Here is a 16632-nt window from a genome sequence, read left to right on the forward strand (position 1 = left end):
TCTTTCCGCGCGGTTTTCGTCCCCGCTGAGGCCTTCCTCGAGCGACGTGCCGCAGCGCCGGGTCGAGCAAGCCGCCGCGGAGGTGTCCGCTGCCGCGTCGGCGGCCCGAGGCGTCGGGGTCGACGCCCGTCGCACGCGGCCGCCACGCCTTCCCGGCGCGGACCGCCGCCCGTCCCCGGGTCAGGTCCAGACGTGCTTTTGAACGCGTAGAAGCGGGCGGTGCCGACCGCATGGGCCGAGTCCCGGCAACTGCCTGTGAGCGCCGTTGCGTTGGGATGCGCTGCGGTAAGGTACGAGCTGTTTGGTTTAATTTTCAGCTTGAGGAGGGTCCATGGCTCAGCAGGAGCGAGCTGTCCGGACCCGACGTGCTGTTCTGGAGGCCGCCGCGGCGGTCTTCGCCGAGCGCGGTTACGCGGCGGCCACGATCGCCGAGATCCTGAACAGGGCCGGAGTGACCAAGGGTGCCCTGTACTTCCACTTCGACTCCAAGGCGGCCCTCGCCCGGGGCGTGCTGCAGGAGCAGATGGCCACCGAGTACCACGTGCCCCGTGAACTGAAGTTGCAGGAGTGGGTGGACGCGGGCATGACCCTGGCGGAGCGACTGCCCCGGGAGCCGATGCTGCTCGCGGGAGTCCGGCTCTCCGCCGATCTGCAGGGCCGTGATGTCTTCGGCACCGCCTGGCCGGCCTGGGCCGAGCTGACCGGGTCCGTGCTGACGGAGGCCAAGGAACGCGGCGAGGTGCTCCCGCACGTCGTCCCCGAGGAGACCGCCCAGGTCTTCCTCGGCGCCTGGATCGGCGTGCAGTTCGTCTCGCAGGCCGTCGCGGGGTGGACCGATCTCGACCACCGGGTGTCGGCCCTCTTCAACCATCTGCTCCCCGCCATCGCGGCACCGGCCGTGCTCGTCCGGCTCGACACCGCACCCGGGCGGGGCGCCAGGGTGATCGAGGAAGTCCGACGGCAGTCGGCCGGGACATTGGCCGGGGCCAACAGCTGAATCGTCACCTCTCGGTCGCACGGGGGGCAGTGGCGGTCGACCTTATAAAACCGCTGGGTCGGTTTCCGGTGGTCGTCGGTCGAGCACCGGCACGGGCGTGGCGCCGACCCCGCCGAGGGAGCCCGGCGACGCGGCGCGGACGGCTGTTTCGGCTGGACCGCCGCCGGGCCCCGGCCGATCCTTGCCCCGGCCGATCCTTGCCCCGGCCGATCCTCGCCCGGAGCGGGACTTCTGCCCCGGCGGACGCAGGAGGAGGGGGACACCGGGATGAGCGAGTGGGAGTGGGCGAGACCCTTTTCGAGGGGCGGCCGCCTAGCACGAGCCGGGCCGACTGCCCTACGCCCCGGGCCTGGTGCCGCTGCTGGGCGAGGTGCTGGGGGCCGACGGAAGGAGGACGGCTCCTCGACGCGGGCTGCGGGCCCGGAACGTGGCCGTCCCCCTGGCTCCGCTGTTCCGCGAGGTCGTCGGGATCGCCCCGGACGCCGGAATGATCGCCGAGGCCCTGCGCCGGGCCGCCGCCAGTCGCAGCCGCGTACGGTCGACGGACTGCCGCACCCGGCCGTGCCGTACCCGGCCATCGAGGAACTGGTCGGGCGCTGTCTGGGGCGGGTCCGCCGCGCCGGCCGGGGCCTGCTGCCACAGGGCACGCCAGTGGGTCCGGGCCGCCGCGGACCCCGCACCGCAGGCCGGAGCGCCGGGTGGTAACCCGCTGGACAACTGGCCTTCTGGCGGCGAGCGTTGGTCCCATGCAGCAGGAGATGATCTGGGACGCCGCCGTCGCCCGGCGGTACGACACGCCCGGCTCCGGTATGTTCGCGCCCGAGGTGCTGACCCCGGCGGTGGAACGCCTCGCCGAGCTGACGGACGGTGGAGCGGCGCTGGAGTTCGCGATCGGGACCGGCCGGGTGGCCGTCCCGCTCGCCGAGCGAGGCGTTCCCGTCACCGGCATCGAGTTGTCCGGGCCGATGGTGGAGCAACTGCGGACCAAGGCCGACGAAGCCACGATCCCCGTGGTCATGGGCGACATGGCGACGACCGTCGCACCGGGCACGTACCGACTCGTCTACCTCGTCTACAACACGATCTCCAACCTGCTCACACAGGCCGAGCAGGTCGAGTGCTTCCGCAACGCAGCTCGTCACCTCGCACCCGGCGGCCGGTTCGTGATCGAACTTTGGGTGCCCGAACTGCGCACGCTTCCCCCGGGCACGTCGGCCACGGTGTGGCGCACCGAGGCGGGCTACCTCGGACTGGACACCTACGACGTCCTTCACCAGCGTGTGGTGTCGCACCACTTCCACTTCGACGATACCGACGAGGCCCGGCTGTACCGCAGCCCGCACCGCTACATCTGGCCGTCCGAACTCGACCTCATGGCCCAACTCGCCGGTTTCCGGCTGGAGTCCAGGCACGCCGACTGGAAGGGCGCCGAGTTCACGGCCGAGTCCCGTTCCCATGTCTCGGTGTACCGGCTCCCGGAGGCGCGGTAGCCGAGGAGCGATGCGTCACCGGCCAGGGTGCCAGGCGCCGGGGCGCGGCCGCGCGGGGATCAGAGTCCGGGGATCAGACCGGCGCCGGCACCGATCCCCGCCACGTCGTCGCGGACCGCCGCCACGAACGCCTCGATCTCCGTGACAAGAACCTCCCACGCGACCGGTGAACTCCAGATGTCCGGGTCGACGACCGAGCCGAGCCGCCACCCCTCGGGCGACTCGGCGATCCGTACTATGCCCATCTCCTCGTAGGACATGGACGTACGCGAAGTCGCCGCGCGCCCCGTCGGGCCGGTGCACCCGGTCCACCAGGGCGCACGCCAGTTCCGCGACGGGGAACAGCCCTTCCTCGCAGCGGACGTCCTGGCCGTCGGGGGTCCGCGCCCAGCAGCTCCGCCGCGCCGGCGTCGGCGAGACCTGTCAGGCAGGCAGCAGCCGCAGGGCGTACATCGCGGCGCCCAGGTCGGCGAGGGTGAGCGGATCGGACAGCGAACGGCCGGTCAACTCCTCGATGCGGCGCAGCCGGTAGCGCACGGTGTTCGGGTGGACGAAGAGCCGGTCCGCGGCCTCGGCGGCCACACCGCCCGCAGCGAACCAGTGGCCCAGCGTCTGCAGCAGCCGCGCCCGCTCCGCCTCCGGCAGTTCGAGGAGCGGGCCCAGTGCGACCTCGACCAGCCGGCTCGACTCCGCCGGGGCCGCGGCCACCAGCATCACCAGCGGGCTGTCGTCGAAGCGGGTGACGCCCGGCCCCTCGCCGGGCAGCCCGGCCAATGCCAGCCGGGCGAACCGCAGCGCCTGCGGGGTCTCTCGCAGCGAGTCGAACCGGGGGCTCACGCCGACCCGGGCGCGCCGGCGGCGCAACGCCCGCAGACTCACCGTCTCCGCGTCATGGTGCCCGAGCGAGACCAGCCCGATCTGCTGGTCCGGCAGCAGCCGCCACACGGACGGCACGCCGGCACGGCGCAGCGCCGCCTCGATGCCGGGCAGTGGCTCCTGGCCGGGGTCCGGCACCGAGGCTGCCACGACCGCGTACGGGCCGCGCTCCGGCAGACCGAGCTGCCCGGCCGCCTCCCACGGCGTCGTACGATCCGCGAGGGCGCCCGTGAACAGCGCTTCGGCCAACGCCGAGCGGCGGGCCTCGCGTTGCAGCGCCAGCTCCGCGCTGGCCTCGCGGTAGGCGGCCGCCACGGCCTCCGCGTACCGGCCGAACAGGGCCCAGATCTCCGAGGAGCCGGCCACCAGCTCGGCGTCCGTCACCTCCGGGTGCCTGCGGGCCTCGTCGACCATCTCCGACCACAGCAGTTCGAAGCCGACCCGGTAGGCGTGCAGCGTGTCCGCCAGCGGAACGCCCTGCTCGGCGCGCAGCCGTCCGGTCTGCAGGGCGGCCCCCACGTCGGGCCGGGTGCCGTGGGCGAAACGCCCGAGGAGCAGATCGGCGTTGCCCTCACAGGACTCCCTGAGCGACGAGAAGGGGATGAGCGAGTCGTCCGCGTACGACTCGACCTCCGCCCGGATGCGCTCGGTCATCCGCACGCCCAGCTCCGGAAGGCGCGCAAGCAGCGCGGCGCCCACGTTCGACAACCCCATACCCGCAGCGTACGTCGCCCTGTTTGTTCCGGGGAACAACTCCGGCCCGGGCGGTCTGTAGGCGTCACCATGGACGGCCGCGAGTGCGCACGCCAGCATGCCGTGAGCGTCGGCGGCGGGACCCGCGGGCGTGGCGAGAGCATGCGTGCGAGGAGGCATCATGGCCAATCTGGCGGAATTCCTGGTGGACACGGCACGACGGCTGCCGGACCGCCCGGCGCTGCGGCTCGGGGCGGCGACCACCACCTACGCCGAGCTGGACCGGCTGAGCGCCCAGGCCGCCACGCTGCTGCGGAACGAGGGCCTGCGCACCGGCGACCGCGTGGCGCTGATGCTCCCGAACGTGCCCGAGTTCGTCGTCCTCTACTACGCCGTCCTGCGCGCCGGCGGCATCGTGGTGCCCGTGAACCCGCTGCTGAAGGAGCGCGAGACCGAGTACCACCTGCGCGACTCCGGCGCCGTGCTGCTCTGCGAGTGGCACCGGGCGCCCGGCGAGGGCGCCGCGGGCGCGGCCGCCGCGGGCGTGCGGCACATGACGGTCGAGCCGGCCGCCTTCGCCGCCGAACTCGCGCGCGTGGAGCCGGAGTACGAGGTGACCACAGCCGCCGGTGAGGACATCGCCGTACTGCTCTACACCTCCGGCACCACCGGCCGGCCCAAGGGCGCCGCGCTCACCCACGCCGGGCTCCGCCACAACACCGAGGTGAACGCCACGGAGGTGCAGCGCCTGACGTCCCAGGACGTGATCGTCGGCTGTCTGCCGCTGTTCCACATCTTCGGCCAGACCTGCACCATGAACGTCGCCGTCCGCAGCGGCGCTTCCCTCACCCTGGTCCCCCGCTTCGAGCCGCAGACCGTGCTCGACGCCATCGCCCGCGACCGGGCGACCATCTTCGAGGGCGTCCCCACCATGTACGCGGCGCTGCTCCAGCACCCGGGCGCCGCCGAGGCCGACGTGTCCAGCCTGCGCATGTGCGTCTCGGGCGGCGCCTCCCTGCCGGTGGAGATCCTGCACGGCTTCGAGCGGCGCTTCGGCTGCATGGTGCTGGAGGGCTTCGGCATGTCCGAGACCAGCCCGGTCGTCTCCTTCAACCACCCCGACCGTCCGCGCAAGCCCGGCTCCATCGGCACGCCCATCCGCGACGTGGAGGTCCGCCTGCTCGACGACGCCGGCCGGGACGTCGCACCCGGTGAGGTCGGTGAACTGGCCGTGCGCGGGCCGAACCTGATGAAGGAGTACTGGCAGCGGCCCGAGGAGACGGCCGCCACGGTCCCGGACGGCTGGCTGCGCACCGGCGACCTGGCCCGCCGGGACGAGGACGGCTATCTGTACATCGTCGACCGGAAGAAGGACCTCATCATCCGCGGCGGCTACAACGTCTATCCGCGCGAGATCGAGGAGGTGCTCCACGAGCATCCCGCCGTCGCCCTCGCCGCGGTCCTCGGCGTGCCCGACGAGCGGCTCGGCGAGGAGGTGGCCGCCGCGGTCGTCCTGCGTCCGGGAGCCGTCGCGGACCCCGAGGAGCTGCAGCAGTTCGTACGGGACCGGGTCGCCGCCTACAAGTACCCGCGGCGGCTGTGGCTGACGGACGCGCTGCCCATGGGCCCGAGCGGCAAGATACTCAAGCGGGAGATCACCGCGCCGCTCTCTTGAGCCACCGCCGAGGCAAACAGGTTGTTCACAATACTCAGTTGACGTCATGTCGTGTGTGGTCACACGCTTGTCCCATGGCACCGAACGCTGACCACACCGATCCCTTCGCACCACCGCAGCCGGAGCAGGCACGGGCCCAGCGGGTCCACGCGTCGCTGTTCCGCATCGCCGAGCGGCATGCCGCGACCGACGAGCAACGGCGCCGTCAGACGCATCCCGCGGTTCTCGCACCGCACGAGGCCGTCCGGCTCGTCACGTTCCTGCTCAGCGGGGCCGCACTGGTCGAGGACGGCGAGCCGGAGGTGGACCGGGCCGACATCACGGCCGCGCTGAGCCTCGTGCCGCTGGTGCGGGCGGAGATGGACGAACTGGAGGCCGCGCTCCTGAGGATGGCCCGGGGCCGGGGCATGACGTGGCCCGACATCGCTTTCGGCCTCGGCCTCGGCACTCCGCAGGCCGCCCGGCAGCGCTATGAACGGCTGGCCGGCCGCACCGCCGCTGACGACGAGGACGCCGGGGCCGGGTGAGGCCGTCCCCGGCGCCGTCCGTGCCGGGACGGCTGGTCGCCTTGCGTGCGGGGGACGCCTTGCGCACCACGGCCGGAATGTCGACGGCGTCGAGGGACCGCAAGCTCCCGCCCGCCACCTGTGCGGTCGTCCCACCGTCCCGGGGCACGCGCTGCAGCACCTCCTGCGCCTCGGTGATGAGGTCACTCCGCCCCGCCGCCGGTGACCGAACCCCCGGCCCTTCGGGCGCAGATGAGGAACCGGCCGCCGGCCGCCGCCCGGCGGAGCGGAAGCTGCCGGGCACTTGGTGGACCGGAGACGCCCGGCGGAGCGCCGGCTCACCGGCCGGTCAGGAGAACCGGCTCACCGGCCGGTCAGGGGAACCGGCTCACCGGCCGGTCAGGGGAACCGGCTCACCAGCCGGTCAGGGGAACCGGCTCACCAGCCCGTCAGAAGAAGGTGGTTGAGGAGCAGGGCCAGGATCGCCTGGGCGGTGAGCCAGGCCCGGGGACGGGGGAGGAGGGCACAGGACGGGAGAAGCCAGAGGGCGAAGGGGAGCCAGATGCGTTCCGTCTCCGCCTTGCTCATGCCGGACAGGTCGGCGATCAGCAGGGCGAGCAGCGCGACGGAGACCAGGAGCGCCAGCCGTGTGTCCGCGAAGGGACGGGGTGCCGGCCCGGGCAGCAGCACCGTCGTCGTCCGCCGCAGGCCCGCCGCCGTGGCGGGGCCGGTGATGACGGCGGTGCAGGCGAGATTGGCCCAGACCCAGTAGCCGTAGGGGCGAGTGCCGCCGACGCCCTGGTAGTAGCGCGTGACGAGCAGGTGGTACGCGTGCCACCAGTCGAAGCCGGCGAGCGTGAACACCACGGGGAACACGGCGAGTCCGGCGAGCAGGGGAAGCAGCAGGGTCGGGCGGTCCCGGAGTCCGGAACGGCCGAGTGCGAGGACCGCCGCGCCGATGAGCGCGAACAGCGTGAGCCCGTAGGAGAGATAGCACGTCAGGCCGAACAGGAGGCCCGAGGCCGCCGCGCAGGCGTGGGAGCCCCGCGTCAGTGCCAGCGCGAGCAGCGCCAGGGACCAGGCGGCGACGGCCGCGAAGTAGGCGTCGGCGGAGGTGCCCTGCCAGACCGCGGCCGGGGCCAGTACCAGGAACGGCGCGGCCCGGCGCGCGAGGGTCTCGTCGGTCAGCGCGCGCAGTGCGACGAGCACGGCCGCACATGCCGTCGCACCCACGGTGATGCACCACATCCCGGCCCATCCGCCGCCCCGCAGCCCGATCCGGTCCAGCAGCACGAAGGTGAGTGTGGCGGCCGGGGGATGCCCGGCGATGTGCGCCGGCCAGGGATCGGGAGTGCCGCTGACGATGTGGTGCGTGAAGTCGCGAAGAGTGGCCGGGATGTCGTGGAAGCGGCCGATGACCTGGAGGTACTCGTTGCTGGTGGTCAGCCGTACCGCAATGCCCCGGTGCCAGCCGTCGACGAGGGCGAGGGACACGATCCAGGCCACGGCGCCCGCCCAGGCCGCCGCGAGCAGCGCGCGCCAGGACAGACGGGCCGCCACGGTGGGGCCGTACGCCACGACGGCCGCCGCCACCGCCAGGGCCGCCGGGGTGCCGGGGCCGATGTGCGGGTCCCAGTCCGCGAACAGCGGCGGCCAGTTCACGAACAGGGTGTGGCGGGTGTCCTGGATGTGCCGGCCGACGATGACGGCCGCCGTCACGAGGAGGGCGGCGGCACCGGCGGCGTACAGGTCGCGGCGGAGGGCTCGGGTCACACGGGAACGCTAGGCCGGGCGAGCGGCACCCGGCCTCCGTCCGGGCCGGACGTCAGCGTTTCGTCACCGGTCGCGGACCCTTTTCCGGTGGTCTCCCGGCCTACGGTCGGGACATGCGCGACCATCCCCGGCTTCCCACCTCCCCAGGCTTCTGGCGCAGTCCGCTGCGCGGCCCCTGGTTCACCTCGGTCCTCGGCCTCGTCCTGCTCGCCGGCGTCACCGTGCTGTTCGTGACCGGCCTGGTGTCGTACGCCGCGTACAACCCGGGACTGTCCCGGGTGAACGACCAGACACCCGACAAGGGCGTCCTGGGCTTCTACCTCTTCGCGTGGCCCACCGACCCGGTGTGGTTGTACCGGCTCACCCAGGGCGTCCACGTGACGCTCGGCATCACCCTGATCCCCGTTCTGCTGGCCAAGCTGTGGTCGGTGGTGCCGAGGCTCTTCAGCCTGCCGCCGGCCCGTTCCCTGGCGCACGCCCTGGAGCGGCTCTCCCTGGTGCTTCTGGTCGGCGGCGGGCTGTTCGAGTTCACCACCGGGGTGCTCAACGTCCAGCTGGACTACGTCTTCCCAGGCTCCTTCTACCCGCTGCACTTCTACGGCGCGTGGGTGTTCTTCGCCGCGTTCGTGGCCCACGCCGCGCTCAAGACACCGGCGGCATGGCGCACCGTACGAGGGAGGCGGACACAGGAACCCAACGACCTGGTCGCCCCGCGCCCCGCGGCACCCACCGTCTCGCGGCGCGGCGCGCTGTGGCTGGTCGGTGGCGGTTCCCTGCTGCTGTTCCTGACCACGGTCGGGCAGAGCCTGGGCGGGCCCTTCCGCCGTACGGCCCTGCTCGCGCCGCACGGCACGGCCGATCCCGGTGGCGGCCCGAACGGCTTCCAGATCAACAAGACCGCCGCCTACGCAGGCATCACCGCGGCCGACACCCACGAGGACGCCTGGCGGCTCGTCGTCACCGGCCGCACCGGAACCGTCCGGCTCAGCCGTGCCCAGCTGCTCCGACTGCCGCAGCACAGCGCGTCGTTGCCGATCGCCTGCGTGGAGGGCTGGTCGACCGCCGACCAGTGGTGGCGCGGGGTGCGGCTGCGGGACCTCGCCGCGCTCGTCGGATACGACGGCGATCCGCCGGACGTGTTCGTGGAGTCCCTGCAGCGGCACGGAGCCTTCCGCCGGGCGGCCCTGCGCGCCAACCAGGTGGCCGATGAACGCTCTCTGCTCGCCCTGTACGTCAACGGCGAGGAACTGTCCCCCGACCACGGTCACCCCGCGCGGATCATCGTGCCCGCGGCGCCCGGCGTGCTCAACACCAAATGGGTGGCCCGACTGACCTTCGGAGACCTGTGATGCCGCGTCGCGTACGCCTCGGCAGTCCCTTCCAACTGCTCCTGCTGGCCTGCTCGTTCGCGCTCGCCGTGTACGCCGGGATCCGGCTGCTCGCCGGTGACTGGTTCGGGGTGGCGCTGTGGATCGTGGGTGCCGCCCTGCTGCACGACCTCGTCCTGCTGCCGCTGTACACGGCGATGGACCGGTCCGTCGTCGGGGGTCTCGGGGCGGCCGGACGGCGCGGCTGGACGCTGTACGTGCGCGTGCCGGCCATGCTGTCCGGACTGCTCCTGCTCGTCTGGTTCCCGCTGATCAGCGGGATGGTGGACATGCGCTACCGGTCGGCCACCGGGCTCTCCCCGGACGGCTTCCTCACCCGCTGGCTGCTGATCACCGCCGTGCTCTTCGGCGGCTCGGCGCTGCTGCTGGGAGTGCGGGTGCGCAGGGCGGCGAAGCACCGGCCGCCCGCCGACCACTGAGCGACGGACCGCCACCCCGCCCTGCGCGCGTACCGCAGCAGGGCCGGGGTGCCGAGGCGCGCCCAGGGGAACGGAGCGCCGGTGGCCCGGGCGGCGCCGATGGCGTCGACCACCTGGACCCGGGCGCGTTCGTCGATGTGTCCCGGCACGGTCTCGGCGATCAGCAGACCACCCGGGCGCAGCAGTGCGGCCACCCGCGCCAGCAGCGGGGAGGGTTCCCCGCCGATGCCGATGTTGCCGTCCATGAGCAGCACGGTGCCCCAGCGGCCCTCGCCGGGCAGCGGCTCGAAGACCGAGCGCCGCAGCGCCTGCCCGCCGAGCCGGAACGTGTGGTCCACCGCGGCCTCGCTGACGTCGATGCCGAGCACGGTACGGCCACGGGCGGCGAGCTCCGCCACCAGCCGGCCGGGACCGCAGCCGACGTCCAGCACGGCGCCCTCGCAGCGGTCCAGCACCGCCCGGTCCACGGCGTCCGCGCGGGCGCACCAGCGCTCGACCTCGAGCGGCAGCAGCCAGCCGTCGGTGCGGCGCAGGAACAGCGGGCCGCGGCCGCTGCGCAGGGCGGCGGAGTAGGGGTCGGCAGCCGCCCAGGCGACACGGGCGGCGGGCGGGCTGCTCATCGCGGGGTGGCCGGGGTGCAGGCGGCCAGCCGGGCGGCGAACCGGCCGTGCGGGGCCAGCGCGGCGACGGCCCGGGCGTCGGCGGCGTCGTCGACGTCCCGCAGCCGGGGCAGCTCGCGCACCCGCAGCCCGGCGGCCAGCAGCCGTTCCCGCTGCACCGCTCCGGTCACGGGCGTCGACATGGGCACGCCCCGCAGCAGCGCCGGGTCGGGCTCGGTCAGGCCCAGGGCCCAGAAGCCGCCGTCCTCGGCCGGGCCCAGCCAGGCCTCGCAGTCCGCGAAGTCCACGGTGAGCAGCTCCGGGGTGACCTGAGGGGTGTCCATGCCGATCAGCAGGGCCGGGCCTGTGCAGTGCGCGAAGGCGTCCGCCAGCCGCTCGTCCAGGCCGCCCGCGCACTGCGGCAGCACCTCGAACCCCGGCGGCAGCCAGGACCCTGGTGCCCCGTCGAGGACGAGGACCCGCCGGGCGGCGGGAGCCGCCGCCACGGCGCGCAGGGTGTCCGTGAGCGCCGCCTCCGCGAGAGACGCCGCCTCCGCGGGGGTGAACGGCGGGGTGAGCCGGGTCTTGACCCGCCCGGGCAGCGGTTCCTTGGCGATGACGAGCAGCGTGGTCACCGTACGAGCCCCCCGTCCGCCGGCACCTCGGCCAGCACGCGGCTCATGTCCCGCACCGCCTGCCAGGTGCCGCGCCATGTGCCCGTCACCTTGGAGGCTCCCGTGCGCGGGCGGTAGGGCACGTCGTGTTCGGCGATGTGCCAGCCGGCGTCGGCCGCACGCACCACCATCTGCAGCGGATAGCCGCTGCGCCGGTCGGTGAGAGCGAGGGCGAGCAACGGCTCGCGGCGGGCGGCGCGCAGCGGGCCCAGGTCGTGCAGGCGCAGCCCGGTACGGCGGCGCAGCATCCGGGCCAGCGCGAGGTTGCCCGCACGGGCGTGCGCGGGCCAGGCGCCCCGCCCCTCGGGGCGCCGCCGGCCGAGCACCAGGTCGGCCGCGCCGTCCCGGATCTCCCGTACGAAGGGCACGAGCAACGCCGGGTCGAGGGAGGCGTCGCAGTCGCAGAAGCACACGACGTCGCTGGTGGCCGCGGTCAGACCGGCGTGGCAGGCGGCGCCGAAGCCGCGCCGCGGCTCGTGCACCACCGTCGCGCCGAGCGCGCGGGCGATGTCGGCGGAGCCGTCGGTGGAACCGTTGTCGACGACGAGGGCGCGCCAGCCGGCCGGGATCCGGCCGAGCACCCAGGGCAGGGCCTCGGCCTCGTCCAGGCAGGGCAGCACCACGTCGACGTCCGTGGAAGTGGTCGTCACGGGTTTCACCCTACGAACGGCAATCGGGCATATCGGACTCATGGTCCTTACGAAACGCGGACGCCCGGCCCGCGGCCCCGCGACGGCGGCCGGGCGGTGCGAGGCTGGAGGCATGCAATCGCTGTACGAGCCCCAAGGGGCCGAAGCCGCAGGCGAGACGGCCCGGATCCTGGTCGTGGACGACGATCCGACCGTCGCCGAGGTCGTCACCGGATATCTGCACCGCGCCGGCTATCTGGTCGACCGCGCCGACGACGGCCCGACCGCCCTCACCCGTGCCGCCGCGCACCGGCCCGACCTCGTGGTGCTCGACCTGATGCTGCCCGGCATGGACGGCCTGGAGGTGTGCCGCCGGATGCGGGCCCGCGGGCCCGTGCCGGTCATCATGCTCACCGCCCGCGGCGACGAGGACGACCGCATCCTGGGCCTGGAGGTCGGCGCCGACGACTACGTCACCAAGCCCTTCAGCCCCCGCGAACTCGTTCTGCGCGTGGAGTCGGTGCTGCGCCGCAGCCGCCCGGCCGTCACCGGACACCGGCTCGCCGCGGCCGGACTCCGCGTCGACCCCGACGCCCGCAGGGCGACCAAGAACGGCAGTGAACTCGCCTTGACACTCCGGGAGTTCGACCTGCTCGCCTTCTTCCTGCGGCACCCCGGACGGGCGTACAGCCGCGAGGACCTGATGCGCGAGGTCTGGGGCTGGGACTTCGGCGATCTGTCGACCGTGACCGTCCATGTGCGCCGGCTGCGGGGCAAGGTCGAGGACGACCCGGCCCGGCCCCGCCTGATCCAGACCGTCTGGGGCGTGGGCTACCGCTTCGAGCCCGGCGGGGCGGTGCGCTGACCATGCGTGACACCCTCCTCATCGCCCTCTACGCCTTCGCCGGCGCCGCCGCCGCGGGGGTCACGGGAGCGGGCGTGCTGCGCCTCATCCGGCGCCGCTCGCTCACCGCCTCCCTCGCCGTGGTGGCGGCGGTCGGCGTCGTCGCGATGCTCGCCGGGACGCTCGCCGTCGCGTGGGCCATGTTCCTGTCCCCGCACGACCTGACCGTGGTCACCACCGTCGTCGCGATGGCGGCCGTGGTCTCCCTGGCCACCGCCCTGCTCCTCGGCCGCTGGGTGGTCGCCCGCAGCCGCGAACTGGCCGACGCCGCCCGCTCCTTCGGCGATGCCGGCGCCTTCGCCGCCCCGCACGGCCCGGCCACCGCCGAACTGGACGCCCTCGGACGCGAGCTGGCCACCACCAGCGCGCGGCTCGCCGAATCCCGGGAACGCGAGCGGGCGTTGGAGAAGTCCCGGCGCGAGCTGGTCGCCTGGATCTCGCACGACCTGCGCACCCCGCTGGCCGGACTGCGCGCCATGTCGGAGGCGCTGGAGGACGGCGTGGCCGCCGACCCCGACCGGTACCTCAAGCAGATGCGCACCGAGGTCGAACGTCTCAACGACATGGTCGGCGACCTCTTCGAACTCTCCCGGATCCACGCGGGCACCCTCCCGCTGAGCCCTTCCCGGATCTCCCTGTACGACCTGGTCGGCGACGCACTGGCGGGCGCCGACCCGCTCGCCCGGGAACACGGCGTACGGCTGGTGGGCGACCGGGTCGAGCCTGTGCCGGTGGAGGTGGACGGCAAGGAGATGACCCGGGTGCTCGGCAACCTCCTGGTCAACGCCATCCGCCGGACCCCTCCCGACGGCACCGTCGCGGTCGCCGCCGAGCGCACCGGCGACGGCGTGGTGCTGTCCGTGACCGACGGCTGCGGCGGCATCCCCGAGGAGGACCTGCCGCGCGTCTTCGACACGGGCTGGCGCGGCACCGACGCGCGGACCCCGCCGGCCGGGGCGGGGCTGGGGCTGGCGATCGTACGGGGCATCGTCGAGGCCCATCAGGGCCGGGCGACCGTCCGCAACATCCCGGGCGGCTGCCGCTTCGAGGTGACCCTGCCGACGGCCGAGGGGTGAGCCGTCACTTCTCCGGGCGGCAGACGATGTCCGTCGGGGACACGCTCCGGCAGGTGACGCCGCTTCCGGGCCCGATGATGCGGGAGAGGAGCGGCGCGATGTCCTTTTCGCAGGAGATCCCCGTGCCCTCCTCCGTGTCCTCGTTCGCGTGCCGGCACACCTTGTCGACGACGGTGCCGCTGTCGATCTTCGGGCCGGGGGGCGGCGTGTCCGCAAAGGCCGTCGGGGCGAGGAGGCCCAGGCCGAGCACCGGTGCGGTGATCAGCGCTGCGACCCGGGCGCGGGTCGGCCTCGGGATCCGTCGCGACATGGCTGTCCTTTCGACTGGTTGAACGGGTTGAACCGGTTGAACTGGTGGAACTGGTGGAACTGATTGGACTGGTTGATCCGCATTCCGTGCGGAGCAACGCCATGATCGACGGCGACGCCGTCCTGCAGGTGTGGACACGCTCAGTGCGTTCGCGTGAACTCCTGCATTCCCTCCGTGAAGCCCACCTCCGGCTTCCAGCCGAGTTCCGCGCGCAGCCGGGAGGAGTCCGCCGTGATGTGGCGGACGTCGCCCAGGCGGTACTCGCCGGTGACGACCGGGTCCGGACCACCGTGAGCGGCGGACAGGGCCCGGGCCAGGTCGCCGACCGTGCGCGGCTCGCCGCTGCCGGTGTTGTACGCCGTGAGGGTTCCCGGGCGCGGCCCGGCCTCCATCGCGATGACGTTGGCCGCGGCCACGTCCCGTACGTGGACGAAGTCGCGCCGTTGCCGGCCGTCCTCGAACACCCGCGGAGCGTCGCCGCGTCGGAGGGCCGAGCGGAAGAAGGAGGCGACGCCGGCGTAAGGGGTGTCGCGGGGCATTCCCGGCCCGTACACGTTGTGGTAGCGCAACGAGATCGCCGTACCGTCCGTGGCCCGGGCCCAGGCGGCCGAGAGGTGCTCCTGGGCGAGCTTGGTGGCGGCGTAGACGTTGCGCGGGTCCGGCGCGGCGTCCTCGGTGACCAGGCCCGGCGTGAGGGATGCGCCGCACCGCGGGCAACATGGCTCGAAACGGCCCGACTCGAGGTCGGCCGCGGCTCGCGGCCCGGGGCGTACGACACCGTGCGCGGGGCAGTCGTAGCGGCCCTCTCCGTACACCACCATCGACCCGGCCAGCACCAGCCGCCGTACGCCCGCCTCGGCCATCGCGGCGAGCAGCACGGCGGTGCCCAGGTCGTTGCGGGAGACGTACTCGGCCGCGTCCATGACGCCGTTGCCGAGACCCACCATGGCCGCCTGGTGGCAGACCGCGTCCACGCCGGACAGGGCGCGGGCGACCGCACCCGGGTTGCGCACGTCCGCACCCGGCTCGTCCCGGACGTCGTACACCAGTGGCTCGTGCCCGCCGGCCCGCAGGGCCTCGACGACATGGGATCCGATGAAACCGGCACCGCCGGTGACCAGTACACGCATACGGTCACGCTAACTGCGGACGGCTCCGGGGCCGGGCGACGCGGGCACCGCGTCACGACTCCGTAAGAGCTTCCGCGCCGGCCGCGGTGCGGCACGCCACGGGTTTCACCGGTGGACGCGGCGGGTGACGCCCACGGTCAGTCCCGTGGCCGAGCTCGAGTCGCTCTCGCATCTCCGCGATCTCGGGGTGCGATGACATTCCCGTGGAGTGCTGCGGATACGACGCGAACGGGGTCTTCGCCCGTCCAGCGAGGAGGGGCACGTACCTGCCGTGTCGCCCGTGTTCAAGGATCTCTGTCAACAACGTTGACGGCGCGATGCGCCACCCTCACATTACCTATCAGTAGAAACCAGCGGTAATCCCGCGCCCCGGCACTTCACGGCCGTCGTCATGCGTGCGGCCCCACGTCCACGCCCTGACGGCCGGCACCTCCCCTTGCTCTGAGCCGCAGCATTCTCGCGCACCGGCACACGGGCCGGCACCGCCATGCCCGCCCGCCCGGCGTCCCCCCATCCCGAGAAGAGGGAGCACATGCCCATGCCCATGCCCATGCCTGCCCTGCGCCGTGCCATCGCCGCGACGTCCGCACTCGCCGGCGCGCTGGCCCTCGGCCTCACAGCCACACCCGCCCAGGCCTCCGGGCCCGTGAACTACGCAGCCCTCGGCGACAGTTACAGCGCCGCCTCGGGCGTGCTTCCCGTCGACGCGAGCAATCTGATCTGCCTGCGCTCCACGGCCGACTACCCCCATGTCATCGCCGCCCGCACCGGCGCCCGGTTGACCGACGTCACCTGCGGAGCCGCGCAGGCCAAGGACTTCACCGAGTCCCAGTACCCGGGCCTGGACCCGCAGACCGACGCGGTCACCGCGGACACCGGCCTGGTGACGCTGACCATCGGCGGCAACGACAACGGCACCTTCATCAACGCCATGCTCGCCTGCGGTACCGCCGGCATCCTCAGCGGAGGCCAGGGCAGCCCCTGCAAGGACATGTACGGCACCTCCTTCGACGACACGATCGACAGCAAGACCTACCCCGCGCTGAAGACAGCGCTGCGCGCCGTCCGGGCCAAGGCGCCGGGCGCGCGTGTGGCGGTGCTCGGCTACCCGTGGATCGCGCCGGCCCAGGCCGACCCGTCGTGCTTCGCCAGCCTGCCGATCGCCTCCGGTGACGTGCCGTACCTGCACGCGATGCAGGCCCACCTCAACGCCGTCGTCCAGCGCGCCGCCGAGGAGGCGGGGGCCACCTACGTGGACTTCTCCCAGGTGTCCGAGGGCCACGACGCCTGCCAGGCCGTGGGCACCCGGTGGATCGAGCCGCTCCTCTTCGGGCAGAACATCGTCCCGGTCCACCCCAACGCCCTCGGCGAGCAGCGCATGGCCGAGCGCACCCTGAGCGTGCTCGGTCTCGGACGGACCGTGGCGGCGTGCGAGCCAGTGCGGTGGTCAAGGACCGCGTCCCCTTCTCGACCAGAGGGAAGGGGTCCCGGCT

General features: G+C 73.3%; 15 protein-coding genes and 2 pseudogenes. 9 read left to right on the forward strand and 8 right to left on the reverse strand.

Going from position 1 to position 16632, the window contains the following annotated elements; genetic code table 11:
• Nucleotides 1-331: 331 nt before the first annotated feature.
• The 3 genes and pseudogenes from ABZ919_RS37065 (at nucleotide 332) to ABZ919_RS37075 (ending at nucleotide 2487) form a co-directional block, all read left to right on the forward strand.
• Nucleotides 332-997: a ScbR family autoregulator-binding transcription factor gene (locus ABZ919_RS37065; RefSeq protein ID WP_361257220.1), complete on the forward strand. Its 666-nt coding sequence runs from the start codon at nucleotides 332-334 to the stop codon at nucleotides 995-997.
• Between the two features lie 267 nt (nucleotides 998-1264).
• Nucleotides 1265-1654, forward strand: a pseudogene (locus ABZ919_RS37070) (class I SAM-dependent methyltransferase); the annotation flags it as partial.
• A gap of 89 nt (nucleotides 1655-1743) precedes the next feature.
• Nucleotides 1744-2487 (forward strand): class I SAM-dependent methyltransferase, encoded by a 744-nt coding sequence (locus tag ABZ919_RS37075; RefSeq protein WP_361257223.1) that lies wholly within the window; start codon nucleotides 1744-1746, stop codon nucleotides 2485-2487.
• Nucleotides 2488-2546: 59 nt separating this feature from the next.
• On the opposite strand, the gene ABZ919_RS37080 is transcribed toward ABZ919_RS37075, so the two are convergent.
• Together ABZ919_RS37080 and ABZ919_RS37085 are read right to left on the reverse strand one after the other, a co-directional pair.
• Entirely contained in the window at nucleotides 2547-2747 is a 201-nt protein-coding gene (locus ABZ919_RS37080) for a hypothetical protein (protein WP_361257226.1), read from the reverse strand.
• 163 nt (nucleotides 2748-2910) lie between these two features.
• Nucleotides 2911-4077 carry a helix-turn-helix domain-containing protein gene (locus ABZ919_RS37085; protein ID WP_361257229.1) on the reverse strand — a complete coding sequence of 389 codons (1167 nt, stop codon included), beginning with the start codon at nucleotides 4075-4077 and terminating at the stop codon, nucleotides 2911-2913.
• A 160-nt stretch (nucleotides 4078-4237) separates the two neighbouring features.
• Between ABZ919_RS37085 and ABZ919_RS37090 the strand changes: the two genes are divergently transcribed.
• Both ABZ919_RS37090 and ABZ919_RS37095 read left to right on the forward strand, forming a co-directional pair.
• Nucleotides 4238-5731, forward strand: coding sequence for a long-chain fatty acid--CoA ligase (locus tag ABZ919_RS37090; RefSeq protein WP_361257232.1), 1494 nt, complete (start codon nucleotides 4238-4240; stop codon nucleotides 5729-5731).
• Nucleotides 5732-5805: 74 nt separating this feature from the next.
• On the forward strand, nucleotides 5806-6258 hold the full coding sequence (locus ABZ919_RS37095; protein ID WP_361257235.1) for a DNA-binding protein: 453 nt from the start codon (nucleotides 5806-5808) through the stop codon (nucleotides 6256-6258).
• A gap of 417 nt (nucleotides 6259-6675) precedes the next feature.
• Here ABZ919_RS37095 and ABZ919_RS37100 read toward each other — a convergent pair whose 3' ends face one another.
• Entirely contained in the window at nucleotides 6676-8010 is a 1335-nt protein-coding gene (locus ABZ919_RS37100) for a hypothetical protein (protein WP_361257238.1), read from the reverse strand.
• A gap of 113 nt (nucleotides 8011-8123) precedes the next feature.
• On the opposite strand from ABZ919_RS37100, the gene ABZ919_RS37105 reads away from it, so the two are divergent.
• Nucleotides 8124-9359, forward strand: coding sequence for a molybdopterin-dependent oxidoreductase (locus ABZ919_RS37105; protein ID WP_361257241.1), 1236 nt, complete (start codon nucleotides 8124-8126; stop codon nucleotides 9357-9359).
• A 313-nt stretch (nucleotides 9360-9672) separates the two neighbouring features.
• On the opposite strand, the gene ABZ919_RS37110 is transcribed toward ABZ919_RS37105, so the two are convergent.
• Genes ABZ919_RS37110 through ABZ919_RS37120 form a run of 3 tightly spaced genes read right to left on the reverse strand, consistent with a single transcriptional unit; the run spans nucleotide 9673 to nucleotide 11782 of the window.
• The gene (locus tag ABZ919_RS37110) at nucleotides 9673-10437 is read right to left on the reverse strand and encodes a class I SAM-dependent methyltransferase (protein WP_361257244.1); all 765 of its coding nucleotides are present in this window, start codon (nucleotides 10435-10437) and stop codon (nucleotides 9673-9675) included.
• On the reverse strand, nucleotides 10434-11051 hold the full coding sequence (locus ABZ919_RS37115) for a DUF2064 domain-containing protein (protein ID WP_361257247.1): 618 nt from the start codon (nucleotides 11049-11051) through the stop codon (nucleotides 10434-10436). The genes ABZ919_RS37110 and ABZ919_RS37115 overlap by 4 nt, the downstream gene beginning before the upstream one ends.
• Complete coding sequence (locus ABZ919_RS37120) at nucleotides 11048-11782, reverse strand: glycosyltransferase family 2 protein (RefSeq protein WP_361257250.1); 735 nt, start codon at nucleotides 11780-11782, stop codon at nucleotides 11048-11050. Before ABZ919_RS37120 ends, ABZ919_RS37115 begins: the two co-directional genes overlap by 4 nt.
• Nucleotides 11783-11852: 70 nt before the next feature.
• Here ABZ919_RS37120 and ABZ919_RS37125 point away from each other — a divergent pair, with 70 nt between their 5' ends.
• Both ABZ919_RS37125 and ABZ919_RS37130 read left to right on the forward strand, forming a co-directional pair.
• Nucleotides 11853-12584, forward strand: coding sequence for a response regulator transcription factor (locus ABZ919_RS37125; RefSeq protein ID WP_361257252.1), 732 nt, complete (start codon nucleotides 11853-11855; stop codon nucleotides 12582-12584).
• Nucleotides 12585-12586: 2 nt separating this feature from the next.
• Entirely contained in the window at nucleotides 12587-13699 is a 1113-nt protein-coding gene (locus ABZ919_RS37130; protein ID WP_361257255.1) for a HAMP domain-containing sensor histidine kinase, read from the forward strand.
• A 4-nt stretch (nucleotides 13700-13703) separates the two neighbouring features.
• Here ABZ919_RS37130 and ABZ919_RS37135 read toward each other — a convergent pair whose 3' ends face one another.
• Nucleotides 13704-14009, reverse strand: a complete 306-nt coding sequence (locus ABZ919_RS37135; protein ID WP_361257258.1) for a hypothetical protein — start codon at nucleotides 14007-14009, stop codon at nucleotides 13704-13706.
• A gap of 140 nt (nucleotides 14010-14149) precedes the next feature.
• The gene (locus tag ABZ919_RS37140; RefSeq protein ID WP_361257261.1) at nucleotides 14150-15139 is read right to left on the reverse strand and encodes an NAD-dependent epimerase/dehydratase family protein; all 990 of its coding nucleotides are present in this window, start codon (nucleotides 15137-15139) and stop codon (nucleotides 14150-14152) included.
• 544 nt (nucleotides 15140-15683) lie between these two features.
• Here ABZ919_RS37140 and ABZ919_RS37145 point away from each other — a divergent pair.
• Nucleotides 15684-16550 (forward strand): annotated as a pseudogene (locus tag ABZ919_RS37145) (SGNH/GDSL hydrolase family protein); the annotation flags it as partial.
• Nucleotides 16551-16632: the final 82 nt, after the last annotated feature.

The organism is Streptomyces sp. NPDC046759 (assembly GCF_040645475.1).
GTDB lineage: Bacteria > Actinomycetota > Actinomycetes > Streptomycetales > Streptomycetaceae > Streptomyces.